Below are 18,167 nucleotides of genomic sequence, written 5' to 3'. Positions count from 1 at the left end.
GACTTCCTGCACACTTTAGTTTATTAAATATTCAATAATATGAAATTATACAACATTATTCTTCTTCTCTTATTCCTTTTATATAATATTCATTCTCTAAGTGCACAGTCACTAAAAGGAAGAATTATAGACGAAAACAAAGAAGCTTTGTCATATATAAATATTGCAGTATATCAGACCAAAGATTCCACCTTGATTGCCGGAACGATAAGTGATGAAAGCGGACAGTTCAACTTCAGCGACATTAAACAAGGAAATTACAGACTTAAAGTTTCTGCTGTTGGATATCAAACACATCAATTGAACCTGCAAGTACATGAAAAGGAGAGTATAAACTTAGAGAACATAATGCTGAAGCAAGATAATATTACATTGAATGAAATCATTATCAAAGCGAAGCAAAACCCACTATCGGTAAACAAGGGAAAATATATATTGAATGTAAATAAGTCAGAGCTAAAAAAGCAGGCAACAATATTCGATGTACTTTCATTTCTTCCGGGCGTAATATCATCAGAAAACGGTGTTTCTGTCATTGGAAAAGGTTCTCCATTGATTATACTGAATGGCCGTGAAGTACGCTCGCTCGCCGAACTGGAAGTCCTGCAGCCCGATCAGATTAAAGAAGTCAGCGTAGACAACCACCCCTCTGCAGAATACAGTTCACAATACAACAGCGTCATTCTTATCACCACAGTCGGTAAACTTAAAGACTATGTGTCTTCCCAACTTTTCCATACTTCAACATTTGCCCGCAAATATAATGACAGAGAAGGAGCTAATATCAACATTCTGCATGGGAAATGGTCACATTTCCTTTCTTACCAGATAAAGGATTACCGCTCCAGAGACAAAGCAGAAAACAGATATGAACTCTATGACCCCTCTACAAACAATTTGATTAGCAATAATAGTTCGGACAACCGTGCTACCGGACATTCTGATACCCACAATTTAATTATGAGTACCAGCTATAAGTTTAATACCCAAAACAACCTTAACATCCAATATTCATTGGACTATGACAATAATCGCAATCATGCAAATACAGATGAAGAGACATCATTGAATAAAGAAACGATTCTTCATGCCACTGACCAAAGTATAAAAGACAAGAGTCAGTTACACAATATCGAAGCGATGTTTGTCCACAAAGGGGCAGAAGGAGAATCCCTTTCACTGACAGGTGGATATATTTATTCCAAAGACGACCTTAGCAATTTGATAAATACGGATAAGACACAACTAAACCGGATTGACGGAAACAACGACTACAAGGTAGCAGCCCTGAAAGCAGACTATAAAAGAAATATATTTGCCGGTTATGAATTACAGGTAGGCGGGAAATTTGTCAATACCCACAATTCCGGTAGCTCCGAATCCTATAATCCAATCGATGAAAGCTACTTCTACAAGAACAAGACAATATTGAAAGATGGCATGCTTGCCGGTTATGTCACACTCAACCATCAGTTCAAAAGATTTTATGTATCAGCAGGAGTTCGTGCTGAATATATCAACTCCGACTATAACCAAGACGGAGAAAAGTTATACAACAAAAAAGATTTCAATTTATATCCGACAATAGATTGTGAATACACAATCAATCCCAATGTTATTATAACAGGAGGATACGAAAATAAAAGTAGCCGCCCGAGTTTCAGCCAACTATCTCCAATCATCCGCTACATCAATGCCATGCTATATGAGAAAGGAAACCCTGAGTTGAAGTTGATGAATTCACATAACGCATATCTAGCCCTTATTTTACACCGCAAATTCTCCATTGAAGCAAGTTATACCTACAAAAAGAATCTGTCAATGTATGTATTTCAGACAAATCCACAGGTAGAAGGCAGTCTTGTAAATAGTCCGGTAAATATAAACGCTTCCTACTATTTATTGACAACCAGCTATTCGGACAAATGGGGTATATATCGTTTTTCCTACAATGGTGCTATAATGTACGATGTGACTAAACTTCCATATCTGGGAAAGAAAGATAGCAACCTCCACCCCCGCTTCACTCTTTCCACAGTCAATCAGTTTGATGTATGTAAACAAGCCATGCTCTTTTGCAATTTCAATGTATCTTCAAAGTATCAATCACTCGGTACTCAAATGAAGCCCGCTTACGACCTTACATTAGGAATATTGAAAACATTCTTCAAGGATAACAGACTTCAGGTAATCATTTCAGCCAATGATATTTTGCACAAGGCTCTGCCCAACTCAACCACTAACATCAATCACGTCTGGTCGCAAAAGATATTAGATCCGGACAGCCGGAACATTACAATCTCTATCAAATATAATCTGAATAGTTTCAGAAACATGTTCCAGAAGAATAAAGCTAATGCTGAAGAGATCAATAGAATTGTAAACTGATAAAGCCCATAAAAAGTGTCTAAATTTCCTCTATCCATACAGCATGACTCCATGCAATGTGGCATTACCTGCCTGCAAATGGTATGTAAATACTATGGCAGAGAATATACCTTCACGCAACTATCCGAACTATGCTTTGCCACCAACGAAGGAGTTTCCCTACTCGGTATCAGCCAAGCTGCATTGAAGTTGGGACTACAAGCCCTTTGCGGACGTGCTACGACGGAGCAATTACAAAAAGTACAACTTCCTTGTATCCTACACTGGAAACAAAACCATTTCGTCGTACTCTATAAAGTAAAAAGTCGGAAAAAAGGTTCCTTATACTATATCGCCGACCCCGGAAAAGGAAAGATAGTCTATGCCGAGAAAGAATTCAAAGACAACTGGCTCAGCACCCAGTCTAAAGGTGAAGAAAAAGGTGTAGCCATGTTCTTGAATCCTACACCAGCATTTAAAGAACGCGATATAACAGGAGAACAACAGGAAAGAAAACGCTCTTTCAGTTTCCTTTTCGGCTACATCCGGCAATACAAACGATACTTCGGACAAATTATCCTTGGCCTATTAGTAGGGTGTCTGCTACAGCTCATCCTACCTTTCCTCACACAAGCCATTGTCGATGTAGGTATCACCCACCAGAACCTCAAATTCATCTGGCTGATACTGCTGGGACAGTTAGTATTGACCATCAGCCGCACCACAGTCGATTTCATCCGCCGCTGGATATTGCTGCACATCAGCATGCGCATCAATATCTCGCTGGTGAGCGATTTCTTCATCAAACTACTAAAGCTCCCCATGTCCTTTTTTGACACCAAACTAATGGGTGACCTCTTGCAGCGCATGGGCGACCACAAACGCGTGGAACAGTTTCTCACCACGCAGACGCTCTCCGTGATGTTCTCATTGCTGAGTTTTGTAATTTTCGGTATCGTACTGCTTTGCTACAACACTGTAATCTTTGCCGTCTTTTTATTAGGAAGCATCCTTTATGGAGTCTGGATTGCCACTTTCCTCCGCCGCCGCAAAGTGCTGGACTACGAACTATTTGAAAAACAAGCCATAAATAACAACAAGACCTACCAGTTCATCACCTCCATGCAAGAGATAAAACTGCAAGACTGCGAACAACGCCGCCGCTGGGAATGGGAGGATGTGCAGGCCGACCTCTTCGGCGCACAGATGAAAAGTCTGAAACTGCAACAAACACAAGAGGCGGGCAGCATCTTCATCAATGAAGTGAAAAATATTGTTATTACCGTTGTAGCCGCCACAGCCGTCATACATGGAAGCATGACACTGGGTATGATGCTTGCCGTGCAATACATCATCGGGCAACTCAACAGCCCCGTAGAACAATTGATGAAGTTCCTCTATTCACTGCAAGATGTCAAGATAAGTCTGGAGCGCATCAATGAAATTCACAAAATGAAGAATGAGGAAAGCAACGGCAAGCAACTGACTGCGTTGGCGGATAAAAGTGGAGACCTGAAATTTGAAAACGTTGACTTTAAATACGACCCCCATAATCTGCAGAAAACAATTGATAACATAAATCTGACAATCCCCCAAGGAAAAACAACAGCCATCGTCGGAGCATCAGGAAGCGGCAAAACAACACTCATCAAGTTGTTATTAGGCTACTATCCTGCTTTGAGCGGAGATCTAAAAATAGGAGATACAAACATCAATGACATCAACCTCAAATGGTGGCGTCGCCAATGTGGCGTAGTGATGCAGGAGGGAATCATCTTCTCCGAATCCATTGCCCGGAACATAGCGGTAGATGACGAAGAGATAGACGGAAACAGACTGTTGCGTGCCGTTGAGCTCGCCAATATAAAAAGTTACATCATGGGCTTGCCCTTAAGATACAGTACATTGATAGGGCAAGATGGCATAGGACTAAGCCAAGGGCAAAAACAGCGCATCCTGATAGCCAGGGCCATCTATAAAAGTCCGGAATACATCTTCCTGGATGAAGCCACAAATGCACTCGATGCAGAGAATGAACGGGTCATCGTTGAGAATCTGTACGACTTCTATCAGGGAAGAACCGTAATAGTCGTGGCACATCGCCTCAGCACAGTGAAGCATGCCGACCAGATTATTGTGCTGGATAAAGGAAGAATCATAGAGACAGGGAATCATAGTTCACTGATAGAAAAGCGTGGCGCATACTACAACTTAGTGAAGAATCAACTTGAATTAGGCAATTAAAACAACAGGAGGATGTACTATGACAGATTATGAGAATATAGAACTGCGCAGTGAAAAAGTACGGAATATCATCGGGAAAGTTCCCCCTGAATTAGTAAGAGGAGGAACTGGTTTCATAGCCGTCATTCTTCTTTTATTAGTATTAGCCGCCTCTTTCATTCCGTATCCGGAAAATATAAAAGCCAATGTGAACGTAACAGCTGTAGACTACGACGATATTATTGCGGAAGCGCTTATCCCCTACCGCTACATCACAAAAATAAAAAAAGGCATGCAGATGCAGATAGAAATGGATGGCTACAGAGCCAACACATTCGGTTACAGGGATGGAAGAATCACAGAAACCGGAGACAGCGTAATCATCATGAACGGTAAACACTATTTCCGTGCAGCATTGAGGATAAGATCTCCTTTTCGTTATACCATAAAGAAAGACATGGACGGATTTGCTTTCATCCTGATCTCCGATAAGAGCATCCTGCAATATATATTAAACAAATAACAGCAATTTCCTGAAAATCCGACAAACAGGACAATTACATCCGCTTCGTACCCTCTTCGCATCTCCTTCGCACCCTCCTCGTACCCCCTTCGCTCTCTTCGTCCTCCTATAGAAGCGAAGGAGACGCGAAGGAAGTACAGTCCCAAAGAGAAATGGAACAGAACATAAACAGAAGATATGTACAGCCACTTTTAATCCGGACACGAAACTTTTCTCCGTGTATTGTTGCACCAAGTAAAAGTTTGTTTTATTTTTGCAGTTTAACAATACAATTTATAACCTAATAGGCGAAAAACATTATCAATTATGGATACAAGCAAGATTGTCGGAGAAAAAATCAAGTCACTCCGTGAAAGCCAGTCAATCAGTATTGAGCAATTGGCCGAACGTTCCGGTTTAGCCGTAGAACAGATTGAACGCATTGAAAACAACATCGACCTGCCTTCATTGGCCCCGCTCATCAAGATAGCCCGCGTGCTGGGTGTGCGACTAGGTACATTCCTCGACGACCAGGATGAAACCGGTCCGGCCATCTGCCGCAAAACGGAGGCTAAAGACACAATCAGTTTCTCCAACAATGCTATCCAGAGCCGCAAGCACATGGAATACCACTCCTTGTCCAAGTCGAAAGCAGACCGCCACATGGAGCCGTTTATCATTGACGTAGCTGCCACGGAAGACAGCGACTTCGTGCTCTCTTCTCACGAAGGAGAAGAATTCATCATGGTCATGGAAGGTATCATGGAAATCAGCTACGGCAAAAATACATACTTGCTTGAGGAAGGAGACAGCATCTATTATGACTCCATCGTTCCGCACCATGTACATGCCTACGAAGGACAGGCAGCCAAAATTCTTGCAGTAATCTATACACCGATTTAGTGATAAACGATTAGTGATTAGTGATAAGCACATTGCCTATCACTAATCTTCTACAAATCATCCCGATACTAATCACTTATCACTAAACAACTAATCACTATTTTCATGTTATACGAAAGAACGCTCGGCCAATGGTTGGAGCACTGGGCAGAAACTACGCCCGATAAAGAATATATTGTTTATTCCGACCGTAACCTGCGCTTTACCTGGAGCCAGTTCAACCGACGGGTGGACGACATGGCAAAAGGACTAATCTCCATTGGTGTAGGACGCGGAACTCATGTAGGTATATGGGCTGCCAATGTGCCCGACTGGCTTACACTGTTGTATGCCTGCGCTAAAATTGGTGCCGTCTATGTTACTGTAAATACCAACTATAAGCAAGCCGAACTGGAATATCTGTGCGAGAACTCGGATATGCACACCCTTTGCATCGTAAATGGCGAAAAGGACAGCGACTTCGTACAAATGACCTACACCATGTTGCCGGAACTGAAGACATGCGAACGCGGTCATTTAAAGAGCAAGCGTTTCCCGCACATGCGCAATGTTGTTTACGTAGGACAAGAGAAACATCGCGGTATGTACAATACGGCTGAAATTCTTTTGCTGGGCAATAATGTGGAAGACGAACAACTGGATACTCTAAAAAGCCAGGTGACCTGCCACGATGTGGTGAACATGCAATATACATCGGGAACTACAGGCTTTCCGAAAGGCGTTATGCTCACCCACTACAACATCGCCAACAATGGTTATCTGACGGGAGAGCACATGAAGTTCACCGCTGATGACAAACTTTGTGTTTGCGTACCCTTGTTTCACTGCTTCGGCGTGGTGCTTGCCACAATGAATTGTCTGACGCATGGCTGCACGGAAGTTATGGTAGAACGGTTTAATCCGCTGGTAGTGCTCGCTTCCATTCATAAGGAACGTTGCACGGCTCTGTACGGTGTACCCACTATGTTTATTGCCGAGTTGCACCATCCGATGTTCGACATGTTCGATATGTCCAGCCTGCGCACCGGCATCATGGCAGGTTCGCTCTGTCCTGTGGAACTGATGAAGCAGGTGGAAGAGAAGATGTACATGAAGGTAACAAGTGTATACGGCCTGACCGAAACTTCGCCGGGCATGACGGCTTCGCGCATTGATGACCCGTTTGATGTACGCTGCAACACCGTAGGACATGATTTTGAGCACACAGAAGTTAGGGTTATCGACCCCGAAACTGGTGAGGAATGTCCGGTAGGCGTGCAAGGTGAAATGTGCAACCGGGGATATAACAATATGAAGGGATACTACAAGAACCCGCAGGCTACCGCCGAAGTGATCGATAAAAATGGTTTCCTCCACTCCGGAGACCTCGGCATAAAGGATGAGGACGGCAATTACCGCATCACCGGGCGTATCAAGGATATGATTATCCGTGGTGGTGAGAATATTTATCCACGTGAAATCGAGGAGTTCCTCTACAAGTTGGAGGGCGTGAAAGACGTGCAGGTGGCAGGCATTCCATCGAAGAAATACGGTGAAGAAGTAGGTGCCTTCATCATCCTGAAGGAAGGCGTGGATTTACATGAATCGGATGTGCGCGACTTCTGCACAGGCAAGATTTCACGCTACAAGATACCGAAATACGTATTCTTTATTGATGAATTCCCCATGACGGGTAGCGGCAAGATACAAAAGTTCAAACTGAAAGATGTGGGATTACAACTCTGCAAAGAACAGGGAATTGAAATCATTTAAAAATTAAGCATAAAACAGGCTGCAACTTAATCAGGCAGCCTTTTTTATGCTTAATCCACCACACATTATAATTCATCAGGCATAGGAACCTTTTGTCCTGTTGCCCTCACGGTAGGCATTGGAGCATCCCAACCACGAAGACGGGTGCCGAGTTCTTTTGCCATTTCCTTGACTATTTCCGGATACTGAACAGCCATATTGTTACGCTCACCAATATCTTCACGAAGATTATAGAGTTCAAGTTCGGCAGTATGCATACGGTAGACCAGTTTCCAATCGCCTTTGCGGATGGCACTCATGAAGTCGATGTCATCCTGATCCTCAAAACGAAGCTGATGAGGAAAATGGAAGATGATGCCACGTTCAGGGTCAATGTCTGAAATAGCTTCGGGAATAACAATGGCATTAGCCTCGCGTTGATTGGTAATTTCTCCACGTTTCTGAGCTTTAGCCACATATCGGGAACCTTTCTGAATTAGCTTCACCAAACTCCGGCCATCCCGTTTCTGAACAGTTTCGTATTTCTTCACTCCTGCCATTTCAAGGATTGTGGGGAACATATCCTCCGTTGAAACAGGTGTATTGATGCGCGTTCCGGCACTAACCTTGCCAGGCCAGCAAAAGAGCATAGGAACACGAATACCACCTTCATAAACCGATCCTTTCCCTTCACGTAACGGAAGGTTCTGAGTGTGAGGTTCCCCACCCTTCTCATTCCCAACGCTATGTCCTCCATTGTCGGAGTAGAAGATGATAATAGTATTGTCGGCCACCCCCTTAGTTTCGAGGAAATCAAGTACATCTCCCAAACTTTTATCCATACCTTCGACCATGGAAGCATAGCGCGCCTGACCTTCATCCATTCCGGCATCAAGATAGGGCTGAATATAACGTTTATCACGTTGAATGGGAGTATGATTAGAATAATGAGAAAAATAGAGATAGAAAGGAATCTTTTGTCTGATGGGATTTTCAAGCGTTTTGAGTGCTTCACGGGTCATAGCTTCAGTTAAGTGTACATCAGTGCCATAATATTGTGACATATTCTGTACCGAACCATAATCCCCCTTGCCCGGCAAGTTACCAAAATTATCTTCTGGAAGATAGCTTTTGGGATGGCCATTGCTCGAACCGGCAATGTTAACCACAAAGCCCATATTATAAGGATTTGAACCGGGTGTTCCCGCAGGTCCCCAATGTGCCTTACCTACATGAATGGTGTGATAGCCGGCATCACGTAGAATTTCAACCATAGGAGTTGCATAGAGAGTATGATTGAGACCATATGTTTCACGTTGCGGTTCAAGAGAAACAGGACAGAAAGCATTATAATTCCACTCCGGATGAGCAAAAATATCACCAAAATTCTCATTGGTGGCACCAGGATGACCGCCAATTGCATCCGGAACAACATCCTTATAAAGTGAAATGAACGATGTAATCTTCATGTGGGCAGGGTTCATACCTGTCATTAAAGATGCACGTGTGGGCGTTGAAACCGGACAAGCATAAGCATTTGTCATCATAGTACCCTTTTGGGAGAGACGCTCCATATTGGGCGTTTTGAAACGCAAGTTATTGGGGTAAGTTTCTTCGCCGAAAGACAGAGAGGATTCTGTCCACCCAAAATCATCTACTAAAAAGAAAACGATATTAGGCCGCTGTCCGGCATAGACACTCTGAAAGAGAGCGAAGGGAGCAGCCAACGCCAGACTGTATATTGATTTATTGATTTTCATATGCATTTATTTTTTAGACCATGAGTCACTACGGAACGGGGTAGCTGGTAACCCTTCCTTATTATAAAGATTCGCACGAAAGAAATTCGCAAATGCATAACGCACCGCCACGGGCTCCTGTACCTGAGAAGAGAAAACTTCAATACAGCTACCGTTGATGATTGCCTTTGAAGGATAGAACTGCTGATCGGCACCGGCTATGTAGAAACCTTTCACGAGTTCATTGTTAGGTGTCATTAAACCGTTGTCTGCATAATCAAAACTCAAGATAAGTTTGTTTCCCGATAATTTCATTGACTTAAACAGTGGACCGGAATACACTATATTCTTGCCATATTGTTTAGCCAACGCCCACAAAGCTAATCGTTCTCCCGGAACACGCTTGTTGCGGGGATGAATATCAAGCGAATCGCCAACGTCAGTGGTAACGACCATACCCAAATTCTTCAACCCACCCTGCCATGTTTGAAGCTGAGCTTCCCGGATACCGGCGGGTTGATCTTTGAAGGGCGCAATCTGAACGAAGTAAAAGGGCATATCCGGTTGCTCCCATTCTTTACGCCAACTATTAATCATATTAGTAAATACCTGCTGATATTGCGCATGGCGCATAGCATTGGCTTCACCTTGATACCAAATAGTACCCTTGACGGTGTAACCCAAAATCGGTTTAATCATACCGTTCCACAACGTGGATGGAACTTTATAAAGTTTATTCTGTTTCACGTTCTCTACTCCAAACTCATCGAATACATCCGTATAAAGTGGATTATTTTTCATCACATCCATCTTAGTCCATGATTCTACATGCGTATCACCTTTAGCCGAAAGAATGAGTCCGACAGGAGTATGGAGTTCGTTGAAAAGACGACGTCCGAAAACAAACCCCACTGCTGAGAAGTTGTAAGTACTTTCCGCAGTACAAACAAGCCACTTCCCTTCACAATCATCACGTTCGCCATCAGGTGCCAGACAATAAGGCACGGTGAAGAAACGAATTTCAGGATAATTTGCGTCCTGTAGTTCTTTTTCGGCCTCTTCCATACCGGTTTGCCACTTCACATCCTCTTGTTTACCAACCGGGAAAAGCATATTACTTTGCCCACCGCAAAGCCACACTTCGCCAATCAAGATATTGCTGACCGTTATAGTATTCTCCCCGCTAACGGTAATCGAGTGTTTTTTCATTGTCGCACGGGGTGTTTTCAATTTTACAGTCCATTTGCCATCGCCGGAAGCAATCGTAGTCATGGCTTTGGTAGCCCATGAAGGTTTAATAGTTATGGTTTCACCCGGTTCTGCCTTACCCCAGATATTGACTCTGGCATCTTGTTGCAAGACCATATTATCAGAAATGATAGCGGGAAGTGTTACCTTAGCCACCACAGGATTACAAGCAATAATCGCCAACACCACCAACAATACCCATTGTTTTTTCATTATTCTATTCATTTGGTAACCAATTCTTTTTTCTTTCCAATACAACAAACAAGGAAACTGATACTACCACCAACAACGACCCACCAAGGCCAGGCAAGTTTGAGAGTTACACCGAATAAGAGTGTACTCCAGTAACTTAAAATGCCGGGTTGAAGAAGTAAAACTACCAGACATCCAGTAATCAACGCAGCTACCACACTGTAAACGTTGCCACGACGAGTCAAAACGGCACAAAGGAATATACCCAACATACCGGCATAAGAGAAACTCATGATACCAAGCGCAAAATCAACTAATGATTGATCGCCTGCTTCTTGCATCAAAGCAGCAATAATAGCAAAACCCGTCAATACAATCCCCATAATGATCACAAGAAAGCGTGACTCCTTCAACTCTGATTTAATTTTCACAGTACCTTTATCGCGTTTTTGTCTCCAGGGAAGATAAAGATCGGAAAACAAGCTACTGGTCATTGAGTTGATAGCCGAGTTAAAGCTTGACAATGCAGCAGCAAGCAGCCCCACCACCATCAGACCAAGAATACCCGTTGGCATGTGGTTGAACATATATTGCGGAAACACTTGGCGACTATCATTCAACAGGTCACTGGGTGCGGCTGCACCAAGCAGCTCTGGGCGTGAATAGAATACATACAGCAGCGAGCCGATGATCATAAAAATCACAACAACAGGAAGAGAGATTATCTGGGAATATACAAGTGAGCTTGCTGCCTTTTTCACAGACTTACAAGTCAGCTGACGTTGTACAAATTCCTGATCCGTACTATATTGTGCAAATTTAAAGATGGCGCAGGCAAAGAGAGCCCCAATCAGATTATAGGGTTCAGTCAGTGAAAACCTCGTGTCAATCACCTGTAGTTTATTACCAGACTCCGTATTTTCAAGCACATTGACGATCTCGCCCAATGATAACGGGATTGCGCTAAAAAGCAGATAAATGGCAATCAGACCAGTACCGATTACGAGCAGAATTTGAATCGTATCAATGTAGATCAACCCTTTTATGCCTCCAGCCATCGTATAGATTGTACTAATAATGCCAAGAATCACAATTGAAGCAATCAGATTAGGAAACAATATATCATTATAAAGCATCACAGACACTGCAATGGCAGCAATGAACAGACGCGAACCTGACGTGAGTAATTGTCCCAACAAGAACATGATGCTAGTTGCCGTTTTGGCACCATCGCCAAAACGATTACCCAGATAACCATAAATGGTAATTGTATTAGCTTTATAGAGAGCAGGTAAAATAATATAAGCTGCCATCAAACCACCAACTATCGCCCCAACGCTAAGCATGATATAAGTAAAGTTACCGTCGAAAGCAATCTGAGGTGCGCCGACAAATGTACCGGCACTAATTGATGTTCCAACTGCAGCAAAGGCTACCAACCACGTCGGCATACTTCGTCCGCCAAGGAAATAATCTTCAACATTTTTATTTTTACGAGAGAAGAGGAATCCTATCGTTGTCAAGGCTCCCAGAAATAGAATTACTATAATCCAATCTAATAATTGCATAATATCAGGTTTTAGCGTATTATTTACATATATAAGGTCCATGAATGGAGGTCACAGCATAGTTGTCTCCTGCATCATCGAGGGCATAAACATAGAACTCATTACCTCCGGGTTGTACGCGAATCACAATATGTCCCTGTTTGGCAGCCATGTGCTCGGTATTAGGATAGGCAACAAACGTTGTCGCAGGATGGAAGTTGGTTGAGAAAATATCTTTCTTTCCAGGATAAGCCTTTGTCGCAGAAAGAATACGACGCAACACTTCAATATCCGGCTGCTGTGCTTTGCGATTATGAATGATAACGACCTGGGGCCGAAGAGCTTTGAGAAGCGTAACGCCCATTGCATCGTAATTCATGTGATGGTTACTCTTGCATGCTTCGACTGGACCGGTCACCGAGCCAACCGGCAACTCCAGATTCTGCCAATCCAAATTAGTTACAGCAGGCAAGTCTGCACCGGTGAAGTAATCAAACTTACCATAAGAAACACGAAAAGCAATGGAACACTGGTTTTCATCCGGCCATTCATTTTTGGACAGCTGCTCAGTGGGAATGAAATAGTTGCGTTCAACATCTTCAACACCCGTCCATACATGTCCGTTGGCCGCTATGTTACGAATTTCAAAAGTGGGATATTTAGCAGCATTATGAACAAGCACAAGCTGGTCTTTCTTACCAACCCTGAATTGCTCAATCTCCATGCCGTTCTTTTCCTTCTGCCATTTTATGAAATTCAAATAGTTCGGGAATGCCTTACTTACAGGTGCTATAGGATAGCTATAATCCGGCCAGCCACGGTCAATAGCTTTCCTAAAAGGAATACGGTCACCAACACCAGGTATACCGGTTAACTGGTAAGCCTTATTCTCTGCCCACTTACATCCTTTATAAATTTCGCCCATGTGGTCGATATGAAAGTGAGTTAGAAGCATATAGTCAACTGCTTTATGCTGGATTCCCTTCATGAAATGCGTAATGTATTTCGCATAGGTTTCATGAGGGGAAGTTTCTTCATTAGGCTTCTGTGGTACAATATTAGGTGCTTTTTCTCTAATTTCACCGGCATCGACCAACATCGTAGTGCCGTCGGGTAATATAAAGAAAGTACACTCACCTTGTCCTGTGTTGATGGCATGAATATCAAGATAACCTTCTTTCCATGCAGGTAATGTCTTGCCTACTTTCACTTCCTGAGCCCAAGTGGTCATTGGGAAGAGGGCTAACAATGTTATAACCAGTATTTTAAATAGAATATTCATAGTATTTTCCTGTTACTTTATTCAATAATAGCCTTTTGATTCAAAATTTCTTTCCGAACCTCTTCGTAAGAGAGATTACGGGGAGTGCTTCCCGTTTGCGTTGCCAAAGCTGCCGCCACACCAGCAGCATGTCCTGTAGCACCGCAAGTAGCCCCTACCCTGACGGTTCCGAGAGCTTCACGATCAACTGAGATACAACGACCAGCAACCAGCAGGTTATCAATCCTTACTGGTAACAAACTGCGATAAGGTATTTGGAATGGGAGGGGTACATACATGTCATGCATGCCGTTTTGATTTTTAGGAGGATGCACATCAATGGGCCAAACGCCCAATGCTATTGAGTCCTCAAACTTGCGGTTGGATACAATATCATTTTTGGTCATGGTGTAAACCCCATCGAGCCGACGGGTTTCGCGAACGCCAATGGTAGCCGACGTATTCATGATCCAACTGTTCTCAAAACCTTTACAGTGTTTCCTATAATAGTTGACTATACGATGAGCATTGTTGCGTGCCTCCATTTCGGCTGTGGTCAACTCGCTTGCATTAACAGCTGATCCATAAACACGTGTAGTATTGACCCAAGGATAGTTTTTTCTTAAACCACCAAACCAAGGACCACCAAAGAAAGGAAGTTCACCTGCTTCACAGGCATTGCTGAGCATCTCACGGTCAATTCCGACATCTCTCCTTCGCGAGGTATATTCGGTTAGCAATTCTTTCCCTAAGAAGCCGGACTCGGGGCCAAACGGTATTGTCAATTCATCTTCATAGTCCACATTACCCTGAGGTTCCACCTCCGCCAGGAAGAAAGGTAATGTCATGGGCTGGAGTTCTGATGATATATTAAATTCGGCTCCGGCACGTGCTATGACATCACCATTTCCGGTACAATCTACTACGATCTTAGCCATAATTGCCTTCCGCCCATCTACATTCTCAACGATGACACCCTTCACTTTATTATCTTCAACAATAGCATCAGCCATCCAAGTATGCAACAGGCATTTAACCTGATATTTCAATAGTAACTCATCGGCAGTCAGTTTCATAATCTCAGGATCAGAACTCAATACCCAACTATGGTTATTTTCAACTCCTCCCCTCTCTTCGGCCATCTCAATCCATTCACCCATGACACCATCCACACAACGACGGTAAGGACGCAACCAACTATTGAACCCTGCCAATGTGATTACCAATCCATTGGTCCACATGCCACCAAACGAGCTCATCGCCTCAACAAGCATAACTGAAACTCCGGTCTTAGCAGCACCAACAGCAGCACCAATGCCGGCAGGGCCACCGCCAATAACCAAAACATCAACATTATTGATGACTTCAATTTGCTTTTCTTTCTCTGTATACGTTTTCATTGATTCCATGATGATATATGTTATAATATTGTTTTTAATATTGTACGATTTTCAATGTTAGTCGCTTAATCTCTAATTCATCAGAAAGTGATTTGACCTCAAATGCCGGAGAAGCATTATTTATAAGAACCTGATGCTTACCTATATTTCCGGTCTTCACATTAAAAATCTGATTTCCCAACTTAATTTCAGCGTGTCCTTTCAGTTCAAACTCTAAATAGATTCCACCAAAGGTTACGCAAGGCAATGGCTCGTTGAGTACTACCGTTTGCTCTTTTTTTAGTAATATACTCCCAGCCATAGTTATGGTTGGGCAAATAAAATCCTTAATTTCATATTTACCAACCAAAAGGATTCCCTGACCGTTTAGGTCAGGAGCCAACAGATCAGTAGAAATGTAATTAATATCATTGCGATTAATTTTATTAAAATGCATGAACTTGTCAGCATGTGATTCTCTCATAAGGCTATTCGCTTTAGCCAAAGCAACATAATGATCATATTCATTCTCATCAAACCGTGAAGCACTGATAGCCATGATACAATCTCCTTGATTCTGTATCTTTTCAAAAGTAGTCTGATATAAAACTCCCATTAGCCGGACATCGTTAATTCCAAGACTTCGGATAATCTCATTAGCACAATTGTTGGAAGTGATGACGTAATTCCCCTTTCCCAACACCTCATTTGCAAGGATAATTATATCTTTATAGTGCCGACCAGTTTCATCAATCAGTTTAGGTTCAATAAATGTATAAAGCCCGTTCCGTTTACATTCAGTTAAGAATTCCCTTAATGTAGGAATCCTACTTCTTACTTCCGGGTTATCGGCCTTCAATATAAAATCCTGTTTCAATTCCATAAGCGTCTTTGTGCTAACTGGAATCTGGGCAGAGAGAGTTGTTCCATCGACATTCAGGCAGGTGCGATTTAATGTACTGTCATGCATCACTACCAGACATCCATCAGCAGACAGACGTACATCAGTCTCAATAGCTTGAAAACCGGCACGTTTGGCTAGTGAGATAGCCTCCAGAGAGTTCTCTCCAGCAATTGTGCTATGCATGTTGACACCGCGATGGGCAATAAAGACACGCTGAGCATGTAATCCCGTTATCCAACTACAAATTATAAAACAGAAAAAAACGAATTTCCTCATTGCTAACATACATTATTTACCCCAAAATAGTAAAAAAATGGCTTTGAATTTATTATCCCTTTATGAAACTAATCCGAAATAATTTTTAAATAAGATAAGTAGCAGAACCCAGACATCTTTCCACATCACCAGTAGATCTGCTACTTATATCTTTCTTTGAATAAAACAATTTATGAATTAATATCCGGGATTCTGAGTCATATTAGGATTGATAACCAACTCTTTCGCAGGAATGGGCCATAAGTATTGTCTTTCAGAAAAAGCGCCTTCAGAACAAACCTGTACATAGCCATCGCTTGCCATTTTTGAGAAATCAGCAATACCATCTTCATCTATTTCAGGAGCGTAAGGCCAGAACCAATGTCCCGGTGTCACTACTTTATCTATCAACTCGCTTCCGGGATAGAGTACTCCACAATTTGGCTTATTCAGTGCTTTTTGAGCCAATCTCCAACGAATCAAATCGTAATAGCGAAGCCCTTCAAATGCTAACTCAACCCGCCGTTCACGACGAAGAACTGTGCGGAGCTCTTTCTGGTTGGTTGTTGTAATGGCCGGATAATTCGAAACATCACTCAATTCCACACCATAGGCACGTGCACGCACCTGATTAATAGCATCCAAAACGCTTTGGTCTATTTGATTCAACTCAATCTTAGCCTCAGCATAGATCAACAGCACATCGGCATATCGGATAATCACCAAATCATTTTCGGGTGTGAAGTTTGTAGCGGGTCCCCAGGTTCTGTCGACTGACTTTCTCCACACCAAACCGGTAAAGGAAGCAAACTGAGCTCTGGCGCGGGTGTCGTTGTTGTTAACCATCTTACCAGTTGAATAGTCCATTACTTTGGTAACTTGAGGGTGAGGGGTATATTCATAGCCAACGAATTCACTTCCAAATTCCACGATTGAAGCCGTACAGCGAGGATCTCGATTCAGAAAAGGATTATGAGAGTCAAACAGAGGTGACTCGTCAATTAACTTACCATCGGTACACTCATAAGCTGCAAGCAGTGCCCACGAAGGAACCTTGCTCGAAAAGCCACCTGCAGTACGTGGATAGTAGCTTTTTGCATCACCGATATTACCAATCAGGAGAGCAGTTGAACGGGGTAATAAGAAAATTGACTCTTCAGCATTCTTCGTATAGAACAAATCACCATAGTCTTTGTGAAGTTTATAGATACCCAAATCCATACATTCTTTTGCAGCTGTAGCAGCGATCTCATAATCACCGAAATACAACGCATAGCGTGCTTTCAATGCCAAAGCGGCACCTTTAGTTGCCATCTGTTTTCCAGTGTAGGAAGCCGGGAGATGCTCAGCGGCATAATCAAAATCGTCATAGATAATCTTAATCACATCGGCTTTAGGTGACCGTGACATTTTAGATGCATCTTCAATAGTCAACAGATCTTCCACATAGACTACATCCCCAAAGGCAAAGACCAACATGGCATAATGTGCAGCACGTGAGAAACGTGCTTGTGCCTCATAGGACAATAAAGTAGCCTCATTGATTCCGTTTTCACGACCACGATCTAAATTAGCGATAATAGCATTGGAACGGGCAATGGCTTTGTACTGGTTGGTGTAGAATGTTGCCAGTTCAACACTACCAGACGTATTTGTTTCACTGTTTAACGTTCCATCTACAATGTCGGGACCGGCAACGTCACGATAAAGGTAATCATCAGACCAGGCTTCTTTGGCTACAGGCCAGAATGCAGTGCGATACAAATCATTCACCGCCATTTCATATTCTGTTTCATTACTGTACCAAGTTTCACTTGAACCTTGATCCAGTGGGTACAGGTCTAAATTGTTGCACGATACCAATGATAGTGCGAATACTGTTAGTACAAGATATATATTTTTCATTGCTTTATTCC

General features: G+C 42.7%; 11 protein-coding genes and 1 pseudogene. 5 read left to right on the top strand and 7 right to left on the bottom strand.

The window, feature by feature from the left end; translation table 11 throughout:
• Nucleotides 1–39: 39 nt before the first annotated feature.
• The 5 genes from HMPREF9447_RS24920 to HMPREF9447_RS24900 all read left to right on the top strand — a co-directional run bounded on the left by HMPREF9447_RS24920 (nt 40) and on the right by HMPREF9447_RS24900 (nt 7,747).
• Nucleotides 40–2,388 (top strand): outer membrane beta-barrel protein, encoded by a 2,349-nt coding sequence (locus HMPREF9447_RS24920; RefSeq protein ID WP_009132434.1) that lies wholly within the window; start codon nt 40–42, stop codon nt 2,386–2,388.
• 15 nt (nt 2,389–2,403) lie between these two features.
• Nucleotides 2,404–4,611, top strand: a complete 2,208-nt coding sequence (locus tag HMPREF9447_RS24915) for a peptidase domain-containing ABC transporter (RefSeq protein WP_009132433.1) — start codon at nt 2,404–2,406, stop codon at nt 4,609–4,611.
• Between the two features lie 19 nt (nt 4,612–4,630).
• Nucleotides 4,631–5,113, top strand: a complete 483-nt coding sequence (locus HMPREF9447_RS24910; protein ID WP_009132432.1) for a hypothetical protein — start codon at nt 4,631–4,633, stop codon at nt 5,111–5,113.
• 306 nt (nt 5,114–5,419) lie between these two features.
• A complete protein-coding gene (locus HMPREF9447_RS24905) occupies nt 5,420–5,995 on the top strand; it encodes a helix-turn-helix domain-containing protein (RefSeq protein ID WP_009132431.1) in 576 nt (191 codons plus the stop codon).
• Between the two features lie 105 nt (nt 5,996–6,100).
• On the top strand, nt 6,101–7,747 hold the full coding sequence (locus HMPREF9447_RS24900) for an AMP-binding protein (protein ID WP_009132430.1): 1,647 nt from the start codon (nt 6,101–6,103) through the stop codon (nt 7,745–7,747).
• A gap of 65 nt (nt 7,748–7,812) precedes the next feature.
• Here HMPREF9447_RS24900 and HMPREF9447_RS24895 read toward each other — a convergent pair whose 3' ends face one another.
• The 7 genes and pseudogenes from HMPREF9447_RS24895 to HMPREF9447_RS24865 form a co-directional block, all read right to left on the bottom strand.
• A complete protein-coding gene (locus HMPREF9447_RS24895) occupies nt 7,813–9,486 on the bottom strand; it encodes a sulfatase (protein ID WP_009132429.1) in 1,674 nt (557 codons plus the stop codon).
• Between the two features lie 15 nt (nt 9,487–9,501).
• Nucleotides 9,502–10,926, bottom strand: a pseudogene (locus HMPREF9447_RS24890) (sialate O-acetylesterase); the annotation flags it as partial.
• 8 nt (nt 10,927–10,934) lie between these two features.
• Entirely contained in the window at nt 10,935–12,473 is a 1,539-nt protein-coding gene (locus HMPREF9447_RS24885; protein ID WP_009132427.1) for a sodium:solute symporter family transporter, read from the bottom strand.
• Nucleotides 12,474–12,492: 19 nt separating this feature from the next.
• Complete coding sequence (locus HMPREF9447_RS24880) at nt 12,493–13,734, bottom strand: ComEC/Rec2 family competence protein (protein WP_009132426.1); 1,242 nt, start codon at nt 13,732–13,734, stop codon at nt 12,493–12,495.
• 17 nt (nt 13,735–13,751) lie between these two features.
• Complete coding sequence (locus HMPREF9447_RS24875) at nt 13,752–15,122, bottom strand: FAD-dependent oxidoreductase (protein ID WP_009132425.1); 1,371 nt, start codon at nt 15,120–15,122, stop codon at nt 13,752–13,754.
• A gap of 25 nt (nt 15,123–15,147) precedes the next feature.
• The gene (locus tag HMPREF9447_RS24870) at nt 15,148–16,272 is read right to left on the bottom strand and encodes a glycerophosphodiester phosphodiesterase (protein WP_009132424.1); all 1,125 of its coding nucleotides are present in this window, start codon (nt 16,270–16,272) and stop codon (nt 15,148–15,150) included.
• A gap of 177 nt (nt 16,273–16,449) precedes the next feature.
• Nucleotides 16,450–18,156 (bottom strand): RagB/SusD family nutrient uptake outer membrane protein, encoded by a 1,707-nt coding sequence (locus HMPREF9447_RS24865; protein ID WP_009132423.1) that lies wholly within the window; start codon nt 18,154–18,156, stop codon nt 16,450–16,452.
• Between the last annotated feature and the right edge of the window lie 11 nt (nt 18,157–18,167).

Origin of the sequence: Bacteroides oleiciplenus YIT 12058 (assembly GCF_000315485.1) — a bacterium.
GTDB lineage: Bacteria > Bacteroidota > Bacteroidia > Bacteroidales > Bacteroidaceae > Bacteroides > Bacteroides oleiciplenus.
Note: the sequence above shows the minus strand (reverse complement) of the source record. Positions and strands in the feature narration are given on the sequence as shown.

Excerpts from the sequence above, each read along its gene's own strand:
- HMPREF9447_RS24920 (WP_009132434.1), top strand. The coding sequence starts at position 40 with ATGAAATTATACAACATTATTCTTCTTCTCTTATTCCTTTTATATAAT.
- HMPREF9447_RS24910 (WP_009132432.1), top strand. The coding sequence starts at position 4,631 with ATGACAGATTATGAGAATATAGAACTGCGCAGTGAAAAAGTACGGAAT.
- HMPREF9447_RS24905 (WP_009132431.1), top strand. The coding sequence starts at position 5,420 with ATGGATACAAGCAAGATTGTCGGAGAAAAAATCAAGTCACTCCGTGAA.
- HMPREF9447_RS24900 (WP_009132430.1), top strand. The coding sequence starts at position 6,101 with ATGTTATACGAAAGAACGCTCGGCCAATGGTTGGAGCACTGGGCAGAA.
- HMPREF9447_RS24895 (WP_009132429.1), bottom strand. The coding sequence starts at position 9,486 with ATGAAAATCAATAAATCAATATACAGTCTGGCGTTGGCTGCTCCCTTC.
- HMPREF9447_RS24885 (WP_009132427.1), bottom strand. The coding sequence starts at position 12,473 with ATGCAATTATTAGATTGGATTATAGTAATTCTATTTCTGGGAGCCTTG.
- HMPREF9447_RS24880 (WP_009132426.1), bottom strand. The coding sequence starts at position 13,734 with ATGAATATTCTATTTAAAATACTGGTTATAACATTGTTAGCCCTCTTC.
- HMPREF9447_RS24875 (WP_009132425.1), bottom strand. The coding sequence starts at position 15,122 with ATGGAATCAATGAAAACGTATACAGAGAAAGAAAAGCAAATTGAAGTC.
- HMPREF9447_RS24870 (WP_009132424.1), bottom strand. The coding sequence starts at position 16,272 with ATGAGGAAATTCGTTTTTTTCTGTTTTATAATTTGTAGTTGGATAACG.
- HMPREF9447_RS24865 (WP_009132423.1), bottom strand. The coding sequence starts at position 18,156 with ATGAAAAATATATATCTTGTACTAACAGTATTCGCACTATCATTGGTA.